The organism is Nocardiopsis sp. NPDC049922, assembly GCF_040660275.1.
GTDB lineage: Bacteria > Actinomycetota > Actinomycetes > Streptosporangiales > Streptosporangiaceae > Nocardiopsis.
The window spans coordinates 51,266-70,106 of sequence record NZ_JBFAME010000011.1 but is presented as its reverse complement, the minus strand read 5'-3'; the positions used below and the strand labels follow the sequence as shown (position 1 = coordinate 70,106).

20 protein-coding genes are annotated in these 18,841 nt (G+C 70.4%); 12 read left to right on the top strand and 8 right to left on the bottom strand.

Annotation, left to right across the window (positions count from 1 at the left end; all coding sequences use genetic code 11):
* Nucleotides 1-3 precede the first annotated feature (3 nt).
* Nucleotides 4-1,170, top strand: coding sequence for a lactonase family protein (locus tag AB0I72_RS20635; protein WP_358571047.1), 1,167 nt, complete (start codon nucleotides 4-6; stop codon nucleotides 1,168-1,170).
* A gap of 213 nt (nucleotides 1,171-1,383) precedes the next feature.
* Here AB0I72_RS20635 and AB0I72_RS20630 read toward each other — a convergent pair whose 3' ends face one another.
* Both AB0I72_RS20630 and AB0I72_RS20625 read right to left on the bottom strand, forming a co-directional pair.
* Nucleotides 1,384-1,626 (bottom strand): hypothetical protein, encoded by a 243-nt coding sequence (locus AB0I72_RS20630; RefSeq protein WP_358571044.1) that lies wholly within the window; start codon nucleotides 1,624-1,626, stop codon nucleotides 1,384-1,386.
* Nucleotides 1,623-2,117, bottom strand: coding sequence for an ATP-binding protein (locus AB0I72_RS20625; RefSeq protein ID WP_358571041.1), 495 nt, complete (start codon nucleotides 2,115-2,117; stop codon nucleotides 1,623-1,625). Before AB0I72_RS20625 ends, AB0I72_RS20630 begins: the two co-directional genes overlap by 4 nt.
* Nucleotides 2,118-2,329: 212 nt before the next feature.
* Here AB0I72_RS20625 and AB0I72_RS20620 point away from each other — a divergent pair, with 212 nt between their 5' ends.
* The 7 genes from AB0I72_RS20620 (at nucleotide 2,330) to AB0I72_RS20590 (ending at nucleotide 6,738) form a co-directional block, all read left to right on the top strand.
* The gene (locus tag AB0I72_RS20620) at nucleotides 2,330-3,175 is read left to right on the top strand and encodes a helix-turn-helix transcriptional regulator (protein WP_358571038.1); all 846 of its coding nucleotides are present in this window, start codon (nucleotides 2,330-2,332) and stop codon (nucleotides 3,173-3,175) included.
* Nucleotides 3,147-3,344: a DUF397 domain-containing protein gene (locus AB0I72_RS20615; protein ID WP_358571035.1), complete on the top strand. Its 198-nt coding sequence runs from the start codon at nucleotides 3,147-3,149 to the stop codon at nucleotides 3,342-3,344. The genes AB0I72_RS20620 and AB0I72_RS20615 overlap by 29 nt, the downstream gene beginning before the upstream one ends.
* A gap of 38 nt (nucleotides 3,345-3,382) precedes the next feature.
* Nucleotides 3,383-3,583 (top strand): DUF397 domain-containing protein, encoded by a 201-nt coding sequence (locus AB0I72_RS20610; RefSeq protein ID WP_358571032.1) that lies wholly within the window; start codon nucleotides 3,383-3,385, stop codon nucleotides 3,581-3,583.
* A gap of 129 nt (nucleotides 3,584-3,712) precedes the next feature.
* A complete protein-coding gene (locus tag AB0I72_RS20605) occupies nucleotides 3,713-4,327 on the top strand; it encodes a biotin transporter BioY (protein ID WP_358571029.1) in 615 nt (204 codons plus the stop codon).
* The gene (locus AB0I72_RS20600; RefSeq protein ID WP_358571026.1) at nucleotides 4,327-5,016 is read left to right on the top strand and encodes an energy-coupling factor ABC transporter ATP-binding protein; all 690 of its coding nucleotides are present in this window, start codon (nucleotides 4,327-4,329) and stop codon (nucleotides 5,014-5,016) included. Before AB0I72_RS20605 ends, AB0I72_RS20600 begins: the two co-directional genes overlap by 1 nt.
* Complete coding sequence (locus AB0I72_RS20595) at nucleotides 5,013-5,627, top strand: energy-coupling factor transporter transmembrane protein EcfT (protein ID WP_358571023.1); 615 nt, start codon at nucleotides 5,013-5,015, stop codon at nucleotides 5,625-5,627. Before AB0I72_RS20600 ends, AB0I72_RS20595 begins: the two co-directional genes overlap by 4 nt.
* Before the next feature lie 124 nt (nucleotides 5,628-5,751).
* Nucleotides 5,752-6,738, top strand: coding sequence for a serine hydrolase (locus tag AB0I72_RS20590; RefSeq protein ID WP_358571020.1), 987 nt, complete (start codon nucleotides 5,752-5,754; stop codon nucleotides 6,736-6,738).
* A gap of 27 nt (nucleotides 6,739-6,765) precedes the next feature.
* Here AB0I72_RS20590 and AB0I72_RS20585 read toward each other — a convergent pair whose 3' ends face one another.
* Nucleotides 6,766-7,524, bottom strand: coding sequence for an SDR family NAD(P)-dependent oxidoreductase (locus AB0I72_RS20585; protein WP_358571017.1), 759 nt, complete (start codon nucleotides 7,522-7,524; stop codon nucleotides 6,766-6,768).
* 339 nt (nucleotides 7,525-7,863) lie between these two features.
* Here AB0I72_RS20585 and AB0I72_RS20580 point away from each other — a divergent pair, with 339 nt between their 5' ends.
* Nucleotides 7,864-8,361, top strand: a complete 498-nt coding sequence (locus AB0I72_RS20580) for an ATP-binding protein (protein WP_358571014.1) — start codon at nucleotides 7,864-7,866, stop codon at nucleotides 8,359-8,361.
* 261 nt (nucleotides 8,362-8,622) lie between these two features.
* A complete protein-coding gene (locus AB0I72_RS20575; protein ID WP_358571011.1) occupies nucleotides 8,623-9,465 on the top strand; it encodes a helix-turn-helix transcriptional regulator in 843 nt (280 codons plus the stop codon).
* 279 nt (nucleotides 9,466-9,744) lie between these two features.
* Here the strand turns inward: AB0I72_RS20575 and AB0I72_RS20570 are convergent, their stop codons facing one another.
* The 5 genes from AB0I72_RS20570 to AB0I72_RS20550 all read right to left on the bottom strand — a co-directional run bounded on the left by AB0I72_RS20570 (nucleotide 9,745) and on the right by AB0I72_RS20550 (nucleotide 14,706).
* On the bottom strand, nucleotides 9,745-9,978 hold the full coding sequence (locus tag AB0I72_RS20570; RefSeq protein WP_358571008.1) for a DUF397 domain-containing protein: 234 nt from the start codon (nucleotides 9,976-9,978) through the stop codon (nucleotides 9,745-9,747).
* Nucleotides 9,979-10,299: 321 nt separating this feature from the next.
* Entirely contained in the window at nucleotides 10,300-11,415 is a 1,116-nt protein-coding gene (locus AB0I72_RS20565) for a metal ABC transporter substrate-binding protein (protein ID WP_358571005.1), read from the bottom strand.
* 91 nt (nucleotides 11,416-11,506) lie between these two features.
* A complete protein-coding gene (locus tag AB0I72_RS20560) occupies nucleotides 11,507-12,178 on the bottom strand; it encodes a TrkA family potassium uptake protein (RefSeq protein ID WP_358571002.1) in 672 nt (223 codons plus the stop codon).
* Between the two features lie 34 nt (nucleotides 12,179-12,212).
* Entirely contained in the window at nucleotides 12,213-13,502 is a 1,290-nt protein-coding gene (locus tag AB0I72_RS20555; protein WP_358571229.1) for a potassium transporter TrkG, read from the bottom strand.
* Nucleotides 13,503-13,788: 286 nt separating this feature from the next.
* On the bottom strand, nucleotides 13,789-14,706 hold the full coding sequence (locus tag AB0I72_RS20550) for a cation diffusion facilitator family transporter (RefSeq protein ID WP_358570999.1): 918 nt from the start codon (nucleotides 14,704-14,706) through the stop codon (nucleotides 13,789-13,791).
* A 121-nt stretch (nucleotides 14,707-14,827) separates the two neighbouring features.
* Here AB0I72_RS20550 and AB0I72_RS20545 point away from each other — a divergent pair, with 121 nt between their 5' ends.
* Both AB0I72_RS20545 and AB0I72_RS20540 read left to right on the top strand, forming a co-directional pair.
* A complete protein-coding gene (locus tag AB0I72_RS20545) occupies nucleotides 14,828-15,160 on the top strand; it encodes a metalloregulator ArsR/SmtB family transcription factor (protein WP_358570995.1) in 333 nt (110 codons plus the stop codon).
* Between the two features lie 399 nt (nucleotides 15,161-15,559).
* Entirely contained in the window at nucleotides 15,560-18,799 is a 3,240-nt protein-coding gene (locus tag AB0I72_RS20540; RefSeq protein WP_358570992.1) for an efflux RND transporter permease subunit, read from the top strand.
* The last annotated feature ends 42 nt before the right edge of the window (nucleotides 18,800-18,841 follow it).

The following is an 18,841-nucleotide window of genomic DNA, read 5'->3' as shown; positions in this document are numbered from 1 at the left end:
TCGGTGGACCAGCGGCGGCGTCTCCTCTTCGTGGGCACCTACACGCCCGACTCCGACCCGCCCGGCCGGGGTGAGGGCATCCACAGGGTCTGGTTCGACCCCGCCACCGGGGAGATGACCGACGGCGGGGTCGCCGCCCGCACCCCCGGCCCCTCCTTCCTGGCGCTCAACACCGCGGCCGAGGGCGCCGAGGGGTACGCGGTGTACGCGGTCAACGAGCGTGCCGAGGGTACGCTCACCGCCTTCCGGGTGTCGGGGGACGCCACGCTCACCGAACTGGGCTCCGTGCCGTCCGGCGGCGGCTCCCCGTGCCACGTGCGCTCCACGCGTTCGGCGATCGCGGTGAGCAACTACGCCGACGGCGTCGTGACCTTCCACGACCTGGCCCGGGACGGCTCCCTGGGGGAGCGCGCCGCGCGGTTCGAGCACACCGGCGGTGGCCCGGTCACCGATCGCCAGGACGGCCCGCACGCGCACAGCGCCACCGCCCTGGCCCGGCTGGAGCAGCACGAGCTCGTCACCACCTGGCTGGTGGCCGACCTCGGTACCGACGAACTGCGCGTCCACCGGTCGGGGATGGCGGTGCCGACGCCGCTCGACCACGGTCGACGCCGGTTCCACTCTGGCCAGGGCACGCCCTCCGCGGTCGCGCTGCCGCCGGGGACAGGCCCCCGCCACGCCGTCGTGTACCAGGCGGACGAGTTCGTGGCCCACCTGTACGTCACCGGTGAGCTGGACTCGCGCGTGCACGTCGTGCGGTGGGACCACGCCACGGACACCGGTGAGCACCTGGGCTCCGTTCCCGCCACCGCGCACGAGGCGGTCGGGACCAACTTCCCCGCCGAGATCGCCGTCCATGGCGACCGCGTGTATGTGGCCAACCGGGGCGCGGACGTGCTGTCCACCTTCGCCGTCCGCGACGCCGGGGCCCGCCTGGAGCACCTGGCCGACACACCCGTCGGCGCGTGGCCGCGCCACTTCGCCGTGGTGCGCGGCCACCACGGCGACCCCGACCACATCGTCGTCGCCGCGCAGAACGGGGATTGCCTGTTGTCCCTGCGGATCGACCCCCGCACCGGTGTGCCCGAGGACACCGGTCACCGTCTGGCTGTGCCCGACCCGGTCTGCGTGCTCCCGGTGCCACTCCGCCGGATCCAGCGGAGCGAGTAGGTCCCGTTCACGCGTAGTCCTCGGGGCGGAAGGGGACTGTCTCCTCATCGGCGCGAGCCTCGATGACCGCGCCGTCCGCGATGTCCTCCGGCTCGTCGAGGCACTCCCAGGGCGGTTCTTGTGGGGTCGGTCGTTCGGTCAGGGCCTTCCCTTGCTCGCATGCCCGTGGCCCGGGGCCGTTCCGCCCCGGGCCACAGCCATGTGTCACATGCTTTACCGACGCGGTCGGGGCACCGACCAACCGCTGGGCTGGACCCTCTCGATCCGCGCCACGAGGTCCCGGACGCCGTCACCGCAGACCAGGATCATCCTGCCGGTGTGCGCGGCCCAGTACTGGCCGGTCCACCGACCGTGCCAGACGGTCCAGCCGCGCCGCCGGTAGGCGGCCTGGAGGCGGTGGACCTCCCGAGCCGCCGAGACCCCGGGGTTCTCCGGTGGCGCGGTCAGCGCGGTCACCGTTCCCGCCTCGGCAACGGGACCACGGGGGCCAGCGGTTCGGGGACGTCCCAGCGCAGTTCGAAGAACATGCCCGGCCCCAGGATCGACCGGAAGCGCCCCCAGCGCGAGGCGAGCGCGTTGACCAGGACGAGGCCCCGGCCGCCCTCGGCCATGGCGTCGGGGGAGATGATTCGCAGGGTCGGGGGACGCCCGTTCGTGTCGCGGACCTCCACCCGCAGCCAGCCGTGGAAGAAGAAGGCGCGGACGTGGAAGCCGCCGCGCTCGCCCCGGCGGGCGGGGGAGTGCTGGACGCTGTTCGTGGCGAGCTCGGAGAGGAGGAGGCGTGCGGTGTCGGCGACCTCCTCGGGGGCGTCCGCCAAGGCGATCCGCCGGTCGAGCCAGTAGCGGGCCTCGCGGACGCCTTCGGGCCGCCCGGCGAACCGGAAGGAGCACCGCCGCAGGGGCAGTCGACGACGCGGTTCGGGGGTGAATTCGGTACGTTTGGACATGAGTCCGCACCTGCCTACTCAGGTTGTGGGCCAAGGCCCTGGTTCGGTGTTCGCGCACCGGTCAGGGCCGTTTCCGTGAAGGTCGGAGCCGGTCCGTGCCTTTCCTCGGCCACGGTGGCACGTAGGGCGGCGGATCTCCCGTGGTGGCCATCAGAAGCATTTTCTTGTGGGTTTCCGTAACGCAGCGTTGTCATGTGTGGTCGGATGTAGGCATGGGTGACGCGCAGAAGACCGCCCACAAGGCGGCATTGGTGCAATTCGGTCAGGAGCTCCAGCGGCTGAGGAAGGCAGCGGACCTTTCCCAGCGTGAACTCGCGAAGAGAACCCTGATCTCACACCAGATGCTCGGGGCCATCGAGCGAGCGGAGCGCGCGCCCCGTAAGACTTTCGCCGAGTGCGCCGACAAGGAACTCGGCGCGAAGGGGGCACTCGCGCGTCTGCGTCCGGGTGCCAAGGAGAGCTACCCCACCTGGTTCCGGCACTACGTGGACATGGAGGCCGAGGCGAGAGCTATCCGCGACTTCCAGGTTGATGCTGTCCCCGGGCTGTTCCAGACCAAGGACTACGCCCGCGCGGTGCTCGGGGCGGGCTGGCCTCCGAACCACCACGAGAAGACGGAACGCCTGCTGACGGCTCGTATGGCGCGTCAGGATCTGCTGAAGCGCGATCCTGCGCCCTTGCTGTGGGTGGTCATCGACGAGGGTGTGCTGAGGCGACCCGTTGGCTCCCGGCACATCATGATGGCCCAGCTCGATCACCTCGTGGAGCTCGGTGGAAGGTCGCATATCCGGCTTCAGGTGCTGCCCTTCGCGCGGGGTGCGCACCCCGCGATGGACGGTTCGTTCAAGGTTCTCGACATGAGCAACGGCGAACATATGGTTTACGCCGAAATCCCCGGTAGCGGCCGTGTCCTCACAGATGCTGAGGAAGTGGAATTGTGCTCACAGCGGTTCGGGGCGCTACAGTCACTGTCACTCGCTCCGGATGAGTCCCTTGACTTCATCTCCCGATACAAGGAGGCGCACAGCCGTGGGATCGACCCCTTCTCACTGGCGTAAGTCCAGCTACAGCGGCAACCAGGGGGGTGACTGTGTCGAGTTCGCGGAGACCGCCCGGTCGGTGCACGTCCGGGACACGCAGAACCGCCCCCTCGGGTATCTGTCCTTCCCCAGGGCCGACTGGACCGCCCTGCTGACCTCCCTCCGCAGGGATGGCCTTGACCAGTAGCCGCTGAATTCACCCCCTGGTACAAGGAGGCGGCAGTCATGGGATCGTTCCTCTCACACTGGCGCAAGTCGTCGTACAGCTCGAACACCGGAGCCTGTGTCGAGGTCGCGGACGCGAGTTCCGGGGTCCACGTCCGCGATACCCAGAACCGCCCCCTCGGGTATCTGTCCTTCCCCCGGGCCGACTGGACCGCCCTGCTGACCTCCCTCCGTACGGACTCCGCCTCCCGCGCGGAGTGACGCGCGTCTCAGTCGGAGTCCCACAACACCGGGGCGTGCCCTTCTGTGTGTCCCGGTCTACCTCGGCGTAATGGACATAACGGACAATGGTGCCTGTCCACCCCCGACATCTCCCCGAGGAATCCCCGTATGTCCACCCCGACGACCACCCGCGTTCGCTACAAGGGCCTCACCGCCCGCGACCTGTCGCTCATCGCCGTCTTCGCCGCCCTCATCGCGGCCCTGAGCGTCTCCGTGGCGATCCCCATCCCCTTCTCCCCCGTGCCGATCACCCTCCAGACCCTCGGCATCATGCTCGCCCCCAGCCTCCTGGGCTGGAAGCGCGGCACCCTCGCGGTCGCCGCCTTCCTCGCCCTCGGCCTCGCCGGGCTCCCCCTCTTCGCGGGCGGTCGCGGCGGCCTGGCCGTCCTGGCCGGTCCCTCCGCGGGCTTCATCGTCAGCTGGATCTTCGCCGCGCTGGTGATCGGCGTGCTCACCGACCTCATGGTCCGCGGCGGTAGGTACTCCTTCTGGAAGGGCCTGGGGATCAACGTGGTCGGCGGCATCCTCGTCATCTACGCGATCGGCGTGCCGTGGATGGCCGTCGCCCTCGGCGACGGCGTCCTCGCCGCCGGGTACTCCATGCTCGCCTTCCTGCCCGGTGACGCGGCCAAGGCCGTGGTCACCGCCCTCATCGCGGCCACCGTGTACCGCGCCTACCCGATCCCGCCCGCCGGACGCCCGGTCCTCGAAGAGGCCGCCTGATGCTCCGACTGGAGGGGGTGTCCCACTCCTACGACGGCCGCGCCGTGCTGCGCGACGTCACCCTCGATCTCGCCGAGCACCGCATCGGCGTGATCGGGGCCAACGGGTCCGGCAAGTCCACGCTGGCCCGGACCCTCAACGGCCTCGTCGTCCCGGACACGGGCACGGTGTCGCTGGGGGAGTGGGACACCCGGCGGCACGCCAAACGGATCCGCCGCAGGGTCGGGTTCGTCTTCTCCGACGCGGCGAACCAGATCATCATGCCGACGGTCGTCGAGGACGTGGAGATCGGGCTGCGCTCCCTGCGGCTGGGCGCAGAGGAGACCGCCCGCCGGGTCGACCGGATCCTGGAGCGGTTCGGCCTGGACGGGCACCGCGACCACCCCGGACACCTGCTCTCGGGGGGCCAGAAGCAGCTCCTGGCCCTGGCGTCGGTCCTGGTCACCGAACCCGACGTGCTGGTCTGCGACGAGCCCACCACCCTGCTCGACCTGCGCAACACCCGCATGGTGCACCGCACGCTGGAGGGCCTCGACCAGCAGGTCGTCCTCTTCACCCACGACCTGGACCTGCTCGCCGACTTCGACCGCGTCCTGGTCGTCGACGACGGCCGCGTGGTCTTCGACGGAGACCCCGGCACGGCGGTGTCCTTCTACACCGACCGCATGGTCGAGGGGGCCGATCGGTGATCGGCCTCTACGTGCCGGGGACGGGACCGCTGCACCGGGTCCCGGCCGGACCCAAACTGCTGGCCCTGGTGGTCGTCGGCGTCGCCCTGATCGTCGCCTCCCACCACTGGCTGGCGGTGGGCGTCCTGGCCGCCGCCCTCGTCCTGTACCCGGCGGTCGGCCTTCCCCCGCGCCACGCCTTCGGCGCACTGCGCGCCCTGTCGCCGTTCCTACTGGTCATCGGGGTGTTCCAGACCCTGTTCGGGGACTGGCAGACGGCCCTGCGGCTCTGCGCGCAGCTCGCCGCGCTCGTGCTGCTGGCCAACGCCGTCACGCTGACCACGCGGGTGCACGCCATGCTCGAACTCTTCGAGCGCATGGCCCGGCCGCTGGCCCGCGTGGGGGTCAACCCCGACCGCGTCGCCCTGGTCCTGGCCCTGACCGTCCGCTCCGTGCCGATGGTCCAGGTGGCCTGGCGGTCCGCCCGCGAGGGCTACCAGGCCCGGGGCCTGTCCGGGCGCCCGTACCTGCTCGTGGTGCCGGTGATCGTCCAGCTGCTGCGGATGGCGGACGCGACCGGTGAGGCGCTCGTGGCCCGCGGTATCGACGAGGAGACGCGCCGCTCACGGTAAGAAACATCCGGAACGGGTCCGTCACCGGCCATTTCGATTGAATATCGGCTGGATCGGATTCCGGTCCGTGGGTTGATAATGGGCAAAACAGCCCAATCCACCCCGCTTACGGACCGGTGATAGCGTGCCGCGGCGTCCTCCAGCCGACTCACGCACCTGGCCGCGCGTGCTCGCGGCGGTCACGGTGGCTGTGGCCATGGCCCTCGCCCTGCCGGGGGCGGGCACGGCCGTGCGCGGGATCCCCGAACCGGCGGGCGTCGCGGCCGGTGACGCTCTCCCAGCCGTGGTCGCACCCGCGCCGCAGGACGGCGCACCCCTCGCGGGCGGCTCCGTGCTGACACCGGAGCAGAGGGACGAACTCGCCGCACGGGTCGCGTCGATCATCGAGGACCACGGTGTGCGCTGCGGCATCGCCGTGCATGACCTGCGCACGGGCACCACGTTCAGCCACGCGCCGCAGGACCCCTTCCACACGGCCAGCGCGGTCAAGCTGACCATCCTCACCCTGCTGCTCCTGCGCGCCGACGAGGAGGGGCGCGAGCTGACCGCCTCCGAGCGCGCGCGGGTCGAGCGGATGATCCGCCACAGCGACAACACGGTCACCGACGGCCTCTACCTGCGCGCCGGCTTCACCGAGGGGTTCGAGCGGGGCGCCCGGAGGCTCGGTCTCACCGGCACCGAACCGCACCCGCGCGGGAGGTGGGGAGCCACGCGCACCACCGCCTCCGACCAGATCCGCCTGTTGCGCGCCCTGTACACCGACGAGGGCCCGCTGTCGGAGGAGGACCGCGCCTACGTGCGCGCGCTGATGGAGTCGGTCGCCCCCGAACAGGCGTGGGGGGTCAGCGCCGCGGCCGGACCCGTGGACACCGTGGGCCTCAAGAACGGCTGGGTCCCGCGCCAGAGCAACGGCGGCCTGTGGAACATCAACAGCGTCGGCTACGTGGTCGGACCCGACCGGGAGTACCTGATCGCCGTGCTCTCCGACGACCACCCCGACTACGTCTCGGGCGTCGGCCTGGTCGAGGAGCTGGTCTCCGTCGTGATCGGGGAGATCGAGGCCCCGGGCGGCCCCGTGGGACCCGGGGGCCGGGAGACGGCCATCGGGTGACCGTCTCCCTGACCGTTCCGGGCGCCCTCAGTCGAGTGGACCGCCCGCGACATAGATGACCTGCCCGGACACGAAGCCCGCGCCCTCACCGGTGAGGAAGGCGATCGTGTTGGCGACGTCCTCCGGCACCCCCACGCGCCGCACCGGGATCTCGGCCGCCTTGAACTCCTTCATGGCCGCGTAGTCGACGCCGATCCGCTCGGCCGTGGCCCGGGTCATGTCCGTCTCGATGAACCCCGGCGCCACCGCGTTGCACGTGACGCCGAACTTGCCCAGCTCGATGGCGAGGGTCTTGGTGAACCCCTGCAGGCCCGCCTTGGCCGCGGAGTAGTTGGCCTGTCCGCGGTTGCCCTGTGCGGAGGAGCTGGACAGGTTGACGATCCGGCCCCACCCCTGCTCGGTCATGTGCGCCTGGGCGGCCCGGCTCATGAGGAACGCGCCCCGCAGGTGCACGTTCATCACGGTGTCCCAGTCCTCCACCGACATCTTGAACAGCAGGTTGTCGCGCAGGACCCCCGCGTTGTTCACCAGGATCTGCGGCGGCCCCAGCCGCTCGGCGACCGTGTCGACGGCGGACGCCACCTGCTCGGCGTCGGAGACGTCGCAGCCGACCGCGAGCGCCCGACCGCCCTCGGCCGTGATCCGGTCCACGACCTCCTGGGCGTCGGTCTCCTTCAGGTCCAGCACGGCCACGGCCCGGCCCTCTCGCGCCAGCCGCTCGGCGGTGGCGGCGCCGATCCCTCGGGCGGCGCCGGTCACGATGGCCACACGGGGTGTTGGGGACATGGTGTTACCTCCAAGGTTCACGGGTGGGCGCGGGGGAATCCTACCGCCATGCCTACCGGTCGGTAGGTCGTCGGGGCGGCGAATACGGAAGTTCTCCACGGGCTCGTGACGTGCGCCGTCATTCTCCTTCGCGATGGGTGTCCCGGTTTCCCTGCACATTGTCATCCCTTGGCCTACGATTGCCTCCAAGGCCAGGGTGCACGTGCATTCGAACCGTGCAGCGGCACGCGCTGAGGGGGTCGTCGCGCCGATCCCCATCGCGGACCTCCCGTCGATATCCGAAAGCGTGCGACCGGAGGAGCGGGTTCGTGGCACAGGCGCCGGGGAGGAGTGGAAGGCATGGAATGTGCGGAGGCGGTGGCGGAACCGGCCGGCGGCTGGTGGTTCAGAGTCCTGAAGCACGGTTCCAGCCGCTGGAACACGCCCGTGTGCGGTGACCGCCACGACGCCGTCACGTGGGCCTTCGAGCCCAGGCCGGACGCCGTGGGCGCCGCACGGGAGATATCCGAGGCCCTTCTCCGTGAATGGGAGATGGGGTACTTGTCCGACGATGTCTCGGTCGTCGTTTCCGAATTGGTCACCAATGCGGTCCGCCACGGCGCACCGCTGTCGGCGGCCAGGAGGGGAGGGGGCGGTATTCAGCTCTCCCTCATGCGCAGCGGCCGCGAATTCATCTGCGCGGTTCGCGACGGCGGAGAACGGTGGCCGCGGAGAAGGCAGCCGGACCTGACCCTCGAAGGCGGGCGAGGGCTTGCACTCGTGAGTGCTTTCGCGCGAGAGTGGGGAGTGATTCCGACACCCCCCAGCGGAAAGTTCGTTTGGGCGCAATTCGTGTGAGGCGCCCCGGGGCCCGGCGGACGGCCGCCCCACCGCCGTCCGTGCCCGCGACCGGTCGAAGGGGCCGCTGGGGCGGTCCGGTGACCGGATGTGGCTCCGTGCGTACGGACGCATTGGCTATATCGTGTACGTGTAGTGTCCTGACCGCGCGGCAAAGGTGTCCGATCGGTCAGGATACCCTTGTTCGGGGAATGAGTCAGAGAGGCGGCGAAGGTGGATATCGCTCGATTGCGCAAGGGGAGTGGCCCCACCGTGCGTCGCATGCTCCTCGGGCACGAGCTTCGGCAGTACCGCGAACAGCGCGGTATCACCCGCGAGGACGCGGGCAACCGGATTCGCGCGTCCGCGTCCAAGATCAGCCGGATGGAACTGGGCCGCGTCGGTTTCAAGCTCCGGGATATCGAGGACCTCCTCAAGATGTACGGGGTCACCGACCGTAAGGTCGTCAGACAATTCCTCGAAGTGGCCCGCGAATCCAACAAGCCGGGCTGGTGGAAGGAGTACGGCGACTCCCTGCACAAGTGGTTCGTCCGCTACGTGGGTTTCGAGGAGGCCGCCGACCACATCCGGATCTACGAGTCCCAGTTCGTGCCCGGTCTGCTCCAGACCGAGGAGTACGCGCGCGAGATCATCTCCGGTGGCGTCGAGACCGACATGGTCACCGAGCAGCGGATCGAGGCCAGACTGCGCAGACAGCAGCGGCTGGACCGCGACAAGGACATGCGCATGTGGGTCATCCTCGACGAGGCGGCCGTCCGCCGACCCATCGGCGGCAAGACGCGCGGTCGGGAGATCATGCGCGGGCAGATCCGGCGGCTGATCGAGTTCTGCCGGGACTACGACAACATCACCCTCCAGATCGTCCCCTTCGTGGTGGGTGCGCACGCCGCCGAGGCGGGATCGTTCACCCTGCTCCGCTACTCCGACTTCGAGCTCGCGGACCTGCTCTACCTGGAACAGCTGACCGACGGTGAGATCGTCGACCGCCGCAGCGTGGTGGAGGCCTACACCAAGGCGATGACCAGGCTGAGCGTCGCCGCGGCCACGCCGGACGAGACGCTGGAGATGCTCAAGGAGATGCTGGCGGACCTGGAGAGGGACTGAGGTCACGTGCCCGAGCGGCGCGGTACTCGTGTGCCCGGGTACGCGTGTGCCCGGATCCGGCACGGGTCGCGCGACTCGGCGGTCTCGGTCGCCGCCCACGCCGCGCGTTCGGTGATTCCGCGGTCGCGCGCCGACCCGTCGGTCCCGGGGGCTCCGTCACGGCGGCGGAGCCCCCAGGTGTCGCGGCCCCCGACCAGGGTGAGAGAGTCCCGGTGCGGCCGCTCGGGTGGACGGCCGTCCGAGGGGAAGCTCGGACCGCGCCGTCGGGTCGTTCGGACGTCAGCTCAGCAGGTTGTCGAAGTCACCGTCCTTGGCGCCCAGGATGAGGCAGTCGATCTCCTCCTGGGTGTAGACCAGCGCGGGGCCGGAGGGGAAGCGCGAGTTGCGCACGGCGATCGAGCCGTCGCCCAGTCGCGCCATCTCCACGCAGGCGCCCTGGGAGTTGCTGCGCTTCGCCTTCTGCCAGGCCACACCGGTGAGCTCGGTCGCGGTGATGCCGTTGTGTGCGGTCATGTGCTCTGCTGCTCCTTTGTCGTTCGAGGGGAAGTGCCGTGCCGATGCACTGACATATGCACGTGCATCAGCACTGTCGCGATTCATAAGACTAGCGTGACCGGGGCCACTTGTCCCAGGCTTTCGCGCGATGTAAGCGCCATGTAATCGGCCGCCTTCCGCGGAGCGTCGAAGGGCCGGACAAACGCGTTGACAAGGCGACAGAACACGCGGGACGAGGGGCCTTCCCGGAGCCCGGAGGACCCCCGCCAGACACGGGTGAGCCCCACCGGCCGGGTGGCCGGTGGGGCTCGGGGAGGGGAGGGAGATGGTCCTGTTCGGTCAGCCGCAGTCCAGGGCCGTGGTCAGCGCGGCGAGGTTGCCCCGCATGATCGACGGGTAGTCGTCGCCGGGCGACCGGTCGGTCACGCCCTCGAGCGGGTCGAGGACCGCCACCTCGGCGCCGGTCTCCGCGGCGATGGTCTCCGCGGTCGCGGGGGGCATCAGCGGCTCGGTGAACACCGTCGTGATGCCGCGCTCGGAGACGATGTCCGTGATCGCCGCGATCTGCGTGGGGGAGGGCTCGGTGTCGGGGTCGACGCCGCTGACGCCGATCTGCTCCAGGCCGTGGGCCTCGGTGAGGTAGGCGAAGGCCGTGTGCCCGACGACCACCTCGCGGTGCGCGCACTCGGCGAGGCCCGCGTCGTACTCCTGGCCGATCGTCTCCAGTTCCGCGGTGACGGCCTCGGCGTTGTCCTCGTAGGTCTGGGCGCCGTCCGGGTCGAGCTCGGCCATCCGGTCCGCGAGGGCGTGGGCGGCCTCCGCCATCAGGTCGACGTCGAGCCAGAAGTGGGGGTCGAGGTCGCCGTGGTCGTGCCCGTCGCCCTCCTCGTGCCCCTCCTCCTCGGCGTGGGCCTCCTCGTCGCCCTCCTCCTCGTGGGCGTGCTCGTCCTCGTGCCCCTCCTCCTCGGAGTGCCCCTCCTCCTCGGAGTGCCCCTCCTCCTCGGAGTGCCCCTCCTCGTGGGCGTGCTCCTCCTCGTGGGCGTGCTCCTCCTCGCCCTCGTGGTCGTGCCCTCCGTCGTCCCCGACGGGGTGGAGCTCGACCACGTCGGCGACGTCGAGCGCGGCGTCCGCGGCCTCCTGCCCGACGGCCTCGTCCACGGCGGGCTGGAGGCCCGAGACGTAGAAGGCGATGTCCGCCTCGCTGACCTCGCCGATCTGGCGGCCGGTCAGTTCGAGGTCGTGGGGTTCGGCGCCGGGCTCGGTGAGCTGGGTGACGGCGACGCGGTCGCCGCCGATCCGCCCGGCGAGCCACTCCAGGGGGTAGACGCCGGTGACGAGGCTCAGCTCGGCGTCCTCCGTGCTGTCGGCCCCGCCCTCGCCGCCGCCGCACGCGGTGACCATCATGAGTGTCGCGGCGCCGAGGGCGGCGGCCCGCACGGTTGTCCCAGTTCGCATGGGTCCATCATGGGGACAATGAAAACGGTTGTCAATTTGTCTTCTTGGTGAGGAAGGTCCCGATCCCCGCCCGGGGCGGCGCACGCGTCCCTCAGTCCGCCTCGGCGAACCGCTCCACGTCCTCGGTGCGGCCCGCGACCACGATCACGTCCCCCTTGCTCAGCACGGTCTCCCGGCTGGCGTAGGTGAAGGCCGCGCCCCGGTGCTTGACCGACACCACCGTGATCCCGTACTTCTGGCGGACCCTGGTCTCGGCCAGCGGCCTGCCGATGAGCTCCTTGGGCGCCTTCGTCTTGCCGAGGGAGAACCCCTCCTCCAACTCGACGTAGTCCAGCATCCGCCCCGACACCAGGTGCGCGACCCGCTCACCCATGTCGTGCTCGGGCAGGACCACGTGGTGCGCTCCCACCTGTTCGAGGATGCGGCCGTGGCGGCGGCTGACCGCCTTGGCCCAGATGTCGGGAACGCCGAGGTCGACCAGCTGCGACGTGGCGAGGATGCTCTCCTCCAGGTGCGAGCCGATCGCGACGACCGCGTGGGTGAACTGCGCGGCGCCGATCTGCCGGAGCGCCTCGTCGTCGGTGGCGTCCGCGATGACGGTGTGCGTCAGGGCGTCGGCGAACATCTGCACCAGGCGCGGGCTGGAGTCCATCCCCAGCACCTCCCAGCCGTGATTGACCAGCTCCAGGGCCATGGAGCTGCCGAACCGGCCCAGCCCGATGACCAGGATGCGCCTGTCGGATTCCTTCTTGGTGTACGGCACGGGGCCTTCCTCCGGTGACTACGTGTACGGGTGTTCAACCGATCATCGTCCGGCCCTCGGCCAGGTCGTACCGGCGCTTGCGCTCCCGGAAGGCGATGGCGGTGACGAACGTGACCGGACCGATGCGTCCCGCGATCATCAGCACGACCAGCAGCAGTTGCGCCCACGGCGGCAGCTCGGGCGTGATCCCCATCGACAGGCCGACCACGCCCACGGCCGAGACCACCTCGAACAGGGTCTCCATGAAGGTGAACGCCGTGGTGTGCAGGAAGAACACGGTCGTCACCGCCACCACCGTCATGGACAGGAAGGTCAGGCTCAGGGCCTGCCGGATGATGTCCGAGGGGAGACGGCGGCCGTAGACGTGGACGCGGTCGTGTGCGCGCACCTCCGACCACAGGACGAGGAAGAGCACCGCCAGCGTGGCGACCTTGATGCCGCCCGCCGTTCCGGCGCTGCCGTTGCCCACGAACATCATCATGATGGTGAGCAGGAGCGTGGAGTCGTTCATCGCCCCGGTGTCGGTGACGTTGAAGCCGCCGCTGCGGGGCATGACGCCGTGGAAGAACCCGTCGGTGATCCGCGCCCACCAGTGCAGCCCGCCCAGGGTGTCGGGGTTGCCCCACTCCATCGCGATCACGAGGACACCCGTGACCGCGAACAGGACGGCGCTCGTGACGATGGTCAGCCGGGTGTGCAGACTCCAGTGCTTCGGGACGCGCCAGTGGCGGCGGAGTTCCAGGAGCACGGGGAAGCCGATGCCGCCGAGGATGACGGCGACGGCCACGGTGCCGAGGATGACGGCGTCCCCGGAGAAGCGCGTGAGGCTGTCGTCGTACAGCGACAGGCCCGCGTTGTTGAACGCCGACACCGAGTGGAAGAAGGCCGAGTAGGCGGCCTCGCCGAAACCCATGCCGTGGCGCAGCCACATCGCGGGCATGATGACCGCGAACGTCCCGGCCTCGATCACCAGGCAGACCAGCGCCACGCGGCTGACGATCCCACGGACGTCCCCGACCGCGAGCGCGCGGTTCTCCGCCTGCACGTTCAGCTGCATGCGCAGGCTGAACCGTTGCACGAGGGCGGAACCGAGCAGTGAGGCCAGGGTCATGATCCCGATGCCGCCGACCTGGATCAGAGCGGTGAGCACGAGTTGGCCGAAGACGGACAGGTCGCCGCCGATCGAGATGACCGAGAGGCCGCAGACGGCGAGTGCGGTGGTCGAGGTGAACACCGCCGCGACGAAGTCCAGCCCCTCACCGTCGGTCGAGGCCGCGGGCGTCATCAGCAGCCCGGCGCCCAGGAGGTCGGCGGCCACGAACATGAGCAGGAAGGCGCGGGCGGGCTTGCCCCACGCGCTGCGCGGCCGGTACGGCGAGCGCTGGTCGGACGCTTCGCGCCGGGCGATCAGCGGGATCCGGTGCAGGAGGCGGACCAAGAGCCGCCGGGTCACGCTGGCCGTCTGCGCGGCGCTCGCGCGCGCCCCATCGGGAACCCACCCCATGATCCCGTTTCCACCCGAGTTTCCACGTACGCCTTGTCCGGACCTGAACGATTCTGCCATCAGGTTCGGACCGAACGCGTCACCGAACGCGGGTCGTCGTCGGTGCTCAGGCGTGTCTGGCGCCCTCGTGGTCGGCGTGGCCGGGCGGTTCCAGCTGCAGGGTCGAGTGCTCCACGTCGAAGTGTCCGGTCAGGCAGGTGTGGAGTTCGTCGAGCATCCGCCCGCTGTCCCGGAGCCGTTCCTCGTCCACCACCACGTGCGCCGACATCACGGGTACGCCGGAGGTGATGGTCCACGCGTGCAGGTCGTGGACGTCGACGACGGCGGGGTGGCCGAGCAGGTGTTCGCGGACCTCGCCGAGGTCCATCCCGCGAGGGGTGGCCTCCAGCAGGATGTGCACGGCCTCCTTGAGCAGCGACCACGCGCGGGGCACGATGATGGCGGCGATGGCGAGGGAGATGAGCGTGTCGATGCGGCTCCACCCGGTCAGCCAGAGCACGACGCCGCCCACGATGACGCCGACCGAGGCCAGGGCGTCGCTCATCACCTCCACGTAGGCGCCCCGGACGTTGAGGCTCTCCTCGGCCCCCGAGCGCAGGACGAGCAGCGCGACGATGTTGGCGACCAGGCCGACACCGGCCACGAGCACGACCCCCGGTCCGGACACCTCGGCCGGTGACCGCAGCCGGTCGACCGCCTCGATCACGATGAAGCCGCACAGGGCGAAGAGCGCGAGCGCGTTGACGGCGGCGGCGAGGATCTCGGCGCGCTGGAAGCCGAAGGTCCGCTTGGTGGTGGCGGGCCGGGTCGCGATCCACACGGCGGCCAGGGCCAGGGCCACCCCGAAGGAGTCGGTGGCGGTGTGTCCGGCGTCGGCGAGGAGGGCGAGGCTGCCGCTGACGAGGGCGCCGCCCACCTGGATGACGGCGACGGTGAGCATGAGTCCCAGGGCGAGGGCCAACCGCCTGCTGTTGGCCGCCCCGGCGGTCATCGTGCCGTGCCCGTGCCCGTGTCCGGCACCCATCGCGTACCCCTCTCGTGTGCGGACGTGTCGGCGGGTTCGCTCCGGCGCCGACGAATGATTCAGTCACCACTGTTTATACAGCCGAAGCTGTCTATACAGCAACCTATGTACAATGATTTTCATGTTGACCTCCGAGCAGCGCCTGTCCGCCATCCACCGCCTGGGGCGCGCCCTGTCCGACCCCACCCGCTGCCGCCTGCTGTTGGCCCTCCTGGACGGCCCGAACTACCCGGCGGGCCTCGCCGACCAGCTCGGGCTCACCCGCCAGAACGTCTCCAACCACCTGGCGTGCCTGCGCGACTGCGGCCTGGTCCGCACCCAGGCCCGAGGGCGCCAGGTCAGCTACGAGCTGGTCGACGCCTCCCTCGCCCACGCCCTGGACGACCTGCTCCGTGTCGTGTGGGGGACGACGCAGCCGCACGTCCCGGTCGACGAGCGCTCCTCCGTGGCCTGAGCCGCGCGTCCGACGCACGCGTTCCCGTGCGCCTGACTTTCGTCGGGTGCCGACCCTGACGTAAGACTGACGTCTCCCTGAGAGATCCCTGAAGTGGGTCGGGAAAGCACGGGTCCCGATATAACGCGACGTATGGTGAGTGGTGCGCCCGACGGCCGCGGACGCCCGACCACCGGGCCCGCCCTCGGAAGACCACCACGACCCCCGCGACACCCGACGACCGGCCCGACCGGCCGGTGTCACCGGTGTGCGCTCGCGCGGCCAGGCGGGGCGATCAGACCACCACACGGCAGCGAACTAGGAGCGACAACCCCTCATGTCCAGATCGGCGACAACGATCCGTGCCGCGGGTCGACCCCCCACGGGGACCCCGGCCCACGGAACGGAAGGGACGCACACGTGAACCGCCTGTCGAACGTCTCCCTCGGGAACCGGGCGCTCATCCTCCTCATCACCCTCGCGGTCATGGTCTTCGGCGCGCTCGCCGCGATGAGCGCCAAGCGTGAGCTCTTCCCCGAGTTCTCACTGCCGATGGTCATGGTCACCGCGACCTACGAGGGGGCCACGCCCCAGGTCGTGCAGGGCCAGGTCACCGAAACCCTGGAGCAGGCCGTCCAGGGCGTCGAGGGGATCACCGCCGTCACGTCCACCAGCGGCACCGGCACCGCGACGATCCAGGCCGAGTTCGACTACGGGATCGAACAGGCCGAGCTGGTCCGCGAGGTCCAGGTCGCGATCGACCAGTTCGAGAGCCTCCTGCCCGAGGGCGTGGACACCAGCGTCTCGTCCATGAGCTCCAGCATGCTGCCCGCCCAGGTCCTCGCGGTCAGCAGCGACGCCCTGGAACAGCGGGACATGGCCTCCACCGTGGAGACCGTCCTCATCCCGGAGATCGAGTCGGTCTCCGGCGTGCGCACCGCCGTCCTGGTCGGCGTCGAGCAGGAGCGGGTCGAGGTCACCCCGGACGAGGACGAGCTGGAGTCGGCCGGTCTCACCGCGCGGGACGTCGCCCAGGCGCTGGAGGGCAGCGGTCTGCTCCAGGCGGGCGGCACGATCGACGAGGACGACCGCACGCTCAGCGTCACCACCGGTGAGCAGCGCACCAGCCTCGAGCAGATCGAGGACGTGTGGATCCGGCCCGCCCAGAGCGGAGCGGCGATGCCCGGCGCCCCGGCCCCCGCCGAGCCGGTCCAGCTCTCCGAGGTCGCCGACGTGGAGCTGGTGCCGCGGGAGTCCAGTGAGATCTCCCGCGTGAACGGCGAACCGGCCGTGATGCTCATGGTCATGCCCACCCCCGACGGCAACACCGTCGACATCTCGGCGGGTGTGGAGTCGGTCCTGGACGACCAGGCCGACCTGCTCGGGGACGACATCCACATCACGCCCGTCTTCGACCAGGCGCCGTTCATCAACGAGTCGATCGAGGACATGTTCGACGCGGGCCTGATGGGTCTGGCGGCCGCCGTCGTCGTGATCCTGGTCTTCCTGCTGTCGATCCGCTCCACGCTCGTGGTCGCGGTGTCGATCCCGGTGTCGATCCTGGTCACCTTCCTGGGCATGCAGGTGTTCGGCTTCACCCTGAACATGTTCACCCTGGCGGCCCTGACCATCGCGATCGGCCGGGTGGTCGACGACTCGATCGTGGTCCTGGAGAACATCCGCCGCCACATGGGCTACGGCAAGGAGCGCATGGCGGCGGTCAAGGACGGCGTCCGCGAGGTCGCCACCGCGGTGGCCTCCTCCTCGTTCGCCACCATCGCCGTGTTCCTGCCGATGGCCTTCGTCGGCGGCGAGGTCGGCGAGATCTTCACGCCGTTCGCCGTGACCAGCTCGCTCGCGCTCGGCGCCTCGCTGCTCGTCGCGCTGACCCTCACCCCGGTCCTGTGCTACTGGTTCATGCGGCCCAGGGAGGTCGGCGACCGCACACAGGAGGAGATCGAGCGCCAGGAGAGCCGGGCCGAGCTGCGTACGCCGCTCCAGCGGGTGTACGTCCCGATCATCCGCTGGATCACCACCAGGCGGAAGAGCGCCACCGCCGTCGTCCTGGTGGCCGCCTCGATCATCTTCGGCGGCACGGTGTACATGGCGACCACCATGGAGACCGACTGGCTCGGCGAGGCGGAGCAGAACACCTACATGGCGGTGCAGGACCTGGAGCCCGGCACCTCCCTGGAGACCGCCGACACCGAGGCCGCCAAGGTCGAGGAGCTGCTCGACGGCATGGCCTGGGTGGACGACTACCAGGTCAGCGTCGGCGGTAACGGCAACCCGATGATGGCCGCCGGCGCCGACCAGATCAGCTACACCATCACCGCCGACCCCGACAGCGACCAGCTGCGCAACCGCGAGGTGCTGCGGGACGAGTTCGCCGCCCTCGACACCGAGTACGAGCCCCGGCTCGACGCCTCGGGCGGCATGGGCGGCTCGGCCCTGGAGGTCCGGGTCACGGCCGAGGACCAGGAAACCCTGGCCGAGGCGGCGGGCATGGTCGAGGAGGCCCTGCGCGACATCGACGGCGCCGACGACGTGGTCAACGGCGTGTCCGCCTCCCAGGCGGCGCTGGAGGTGCACGTCGACGCCGAGGAGGCCGCCGAACTGGGCCTGAGCGAGGCCATGGTCGGCCAGGCCGTCGCCGCGGCCTTCAACGGTCAGCGCGCGGGCACCGCGACCGTCGACGACGTCCGGCACGACGTGGTCGTGATGGTCGACGAGGCGCCGGAGACCCGTGGGGAGCTGGAGGACCTGACCCTCACCACGCCCACCGGGCAGGAGGTGAGCCTGGACCGCGTCGCCGACGTGGAGGAGGTCGTGCAGCCCCCGGAGCTGACCCGGATCGACGGCGTCACCAGCACCACCGTGTCGGCCAGCCCGACCGCCTCCGACCTGGGCGCGGTGAGCGCCGAGATCGGTCAGGCCCTGGACGAGCTGGACCTGCCCTCGGGCGCCACCGCGGCGCTGGCCGGGGTCAGCGAGGACCAGACGGAGGGCCTCCTCCAGCTGTTGATGGCGCTGCTCGCGGCGATCGTCATCTGCTACCTGATCATGGTGGCGACGTTCAAGAGCCTGATCCAGCCGCTCCTGCTGCTGGTGTCGGTGCCCTTCGCGGCGACCGGTTCGCTGGGCCTGCTCGTGCTGACCGGCACCCCGCTCGGCGCGGCGGCCATGATCGGCATGCTCATGCTCATCGGCGTGGTGATCACCAACGCCATCGTGCTCATGGACCTGATCAACCAGAACAGGGCCAACGGCATGCCGCTGGGCGAGGCGATCGTCGAGGGCACCCGGCACCGCCTGCGGCCGATCCTCATGACGGCGGCGGGCACCATCGCGGCGCTCGTGCCGCTGGCCACCGGTCTCACCGGCGGTGGGGCGTTCGTCTCCGGCCCGGTCGCGATCGTGGTGATCGGCGGTCTGGTCTCGTCCACCCTGCTGACGCTGATCCTGGTCCCCGTGCTCTACCAGCTGGTCGAGGCGGGCAAGGAGCGGCGCGCGCGCAAGCGGGCGGCCCGCCGCGCCAGGCGTGCGGCCAAGCGGGGCGGCGACCGCGTCGTCCGGTCCGTACCGGAGATGAACGGGGCCGCCGGGCCCAACGGAACCAGTGGATCGGACGAGCCCACGGGTGAACCCGTCGGGCGCTGACGACGCCGATCCCTCCGGACGACCGGCAGCCATGCACGGGTG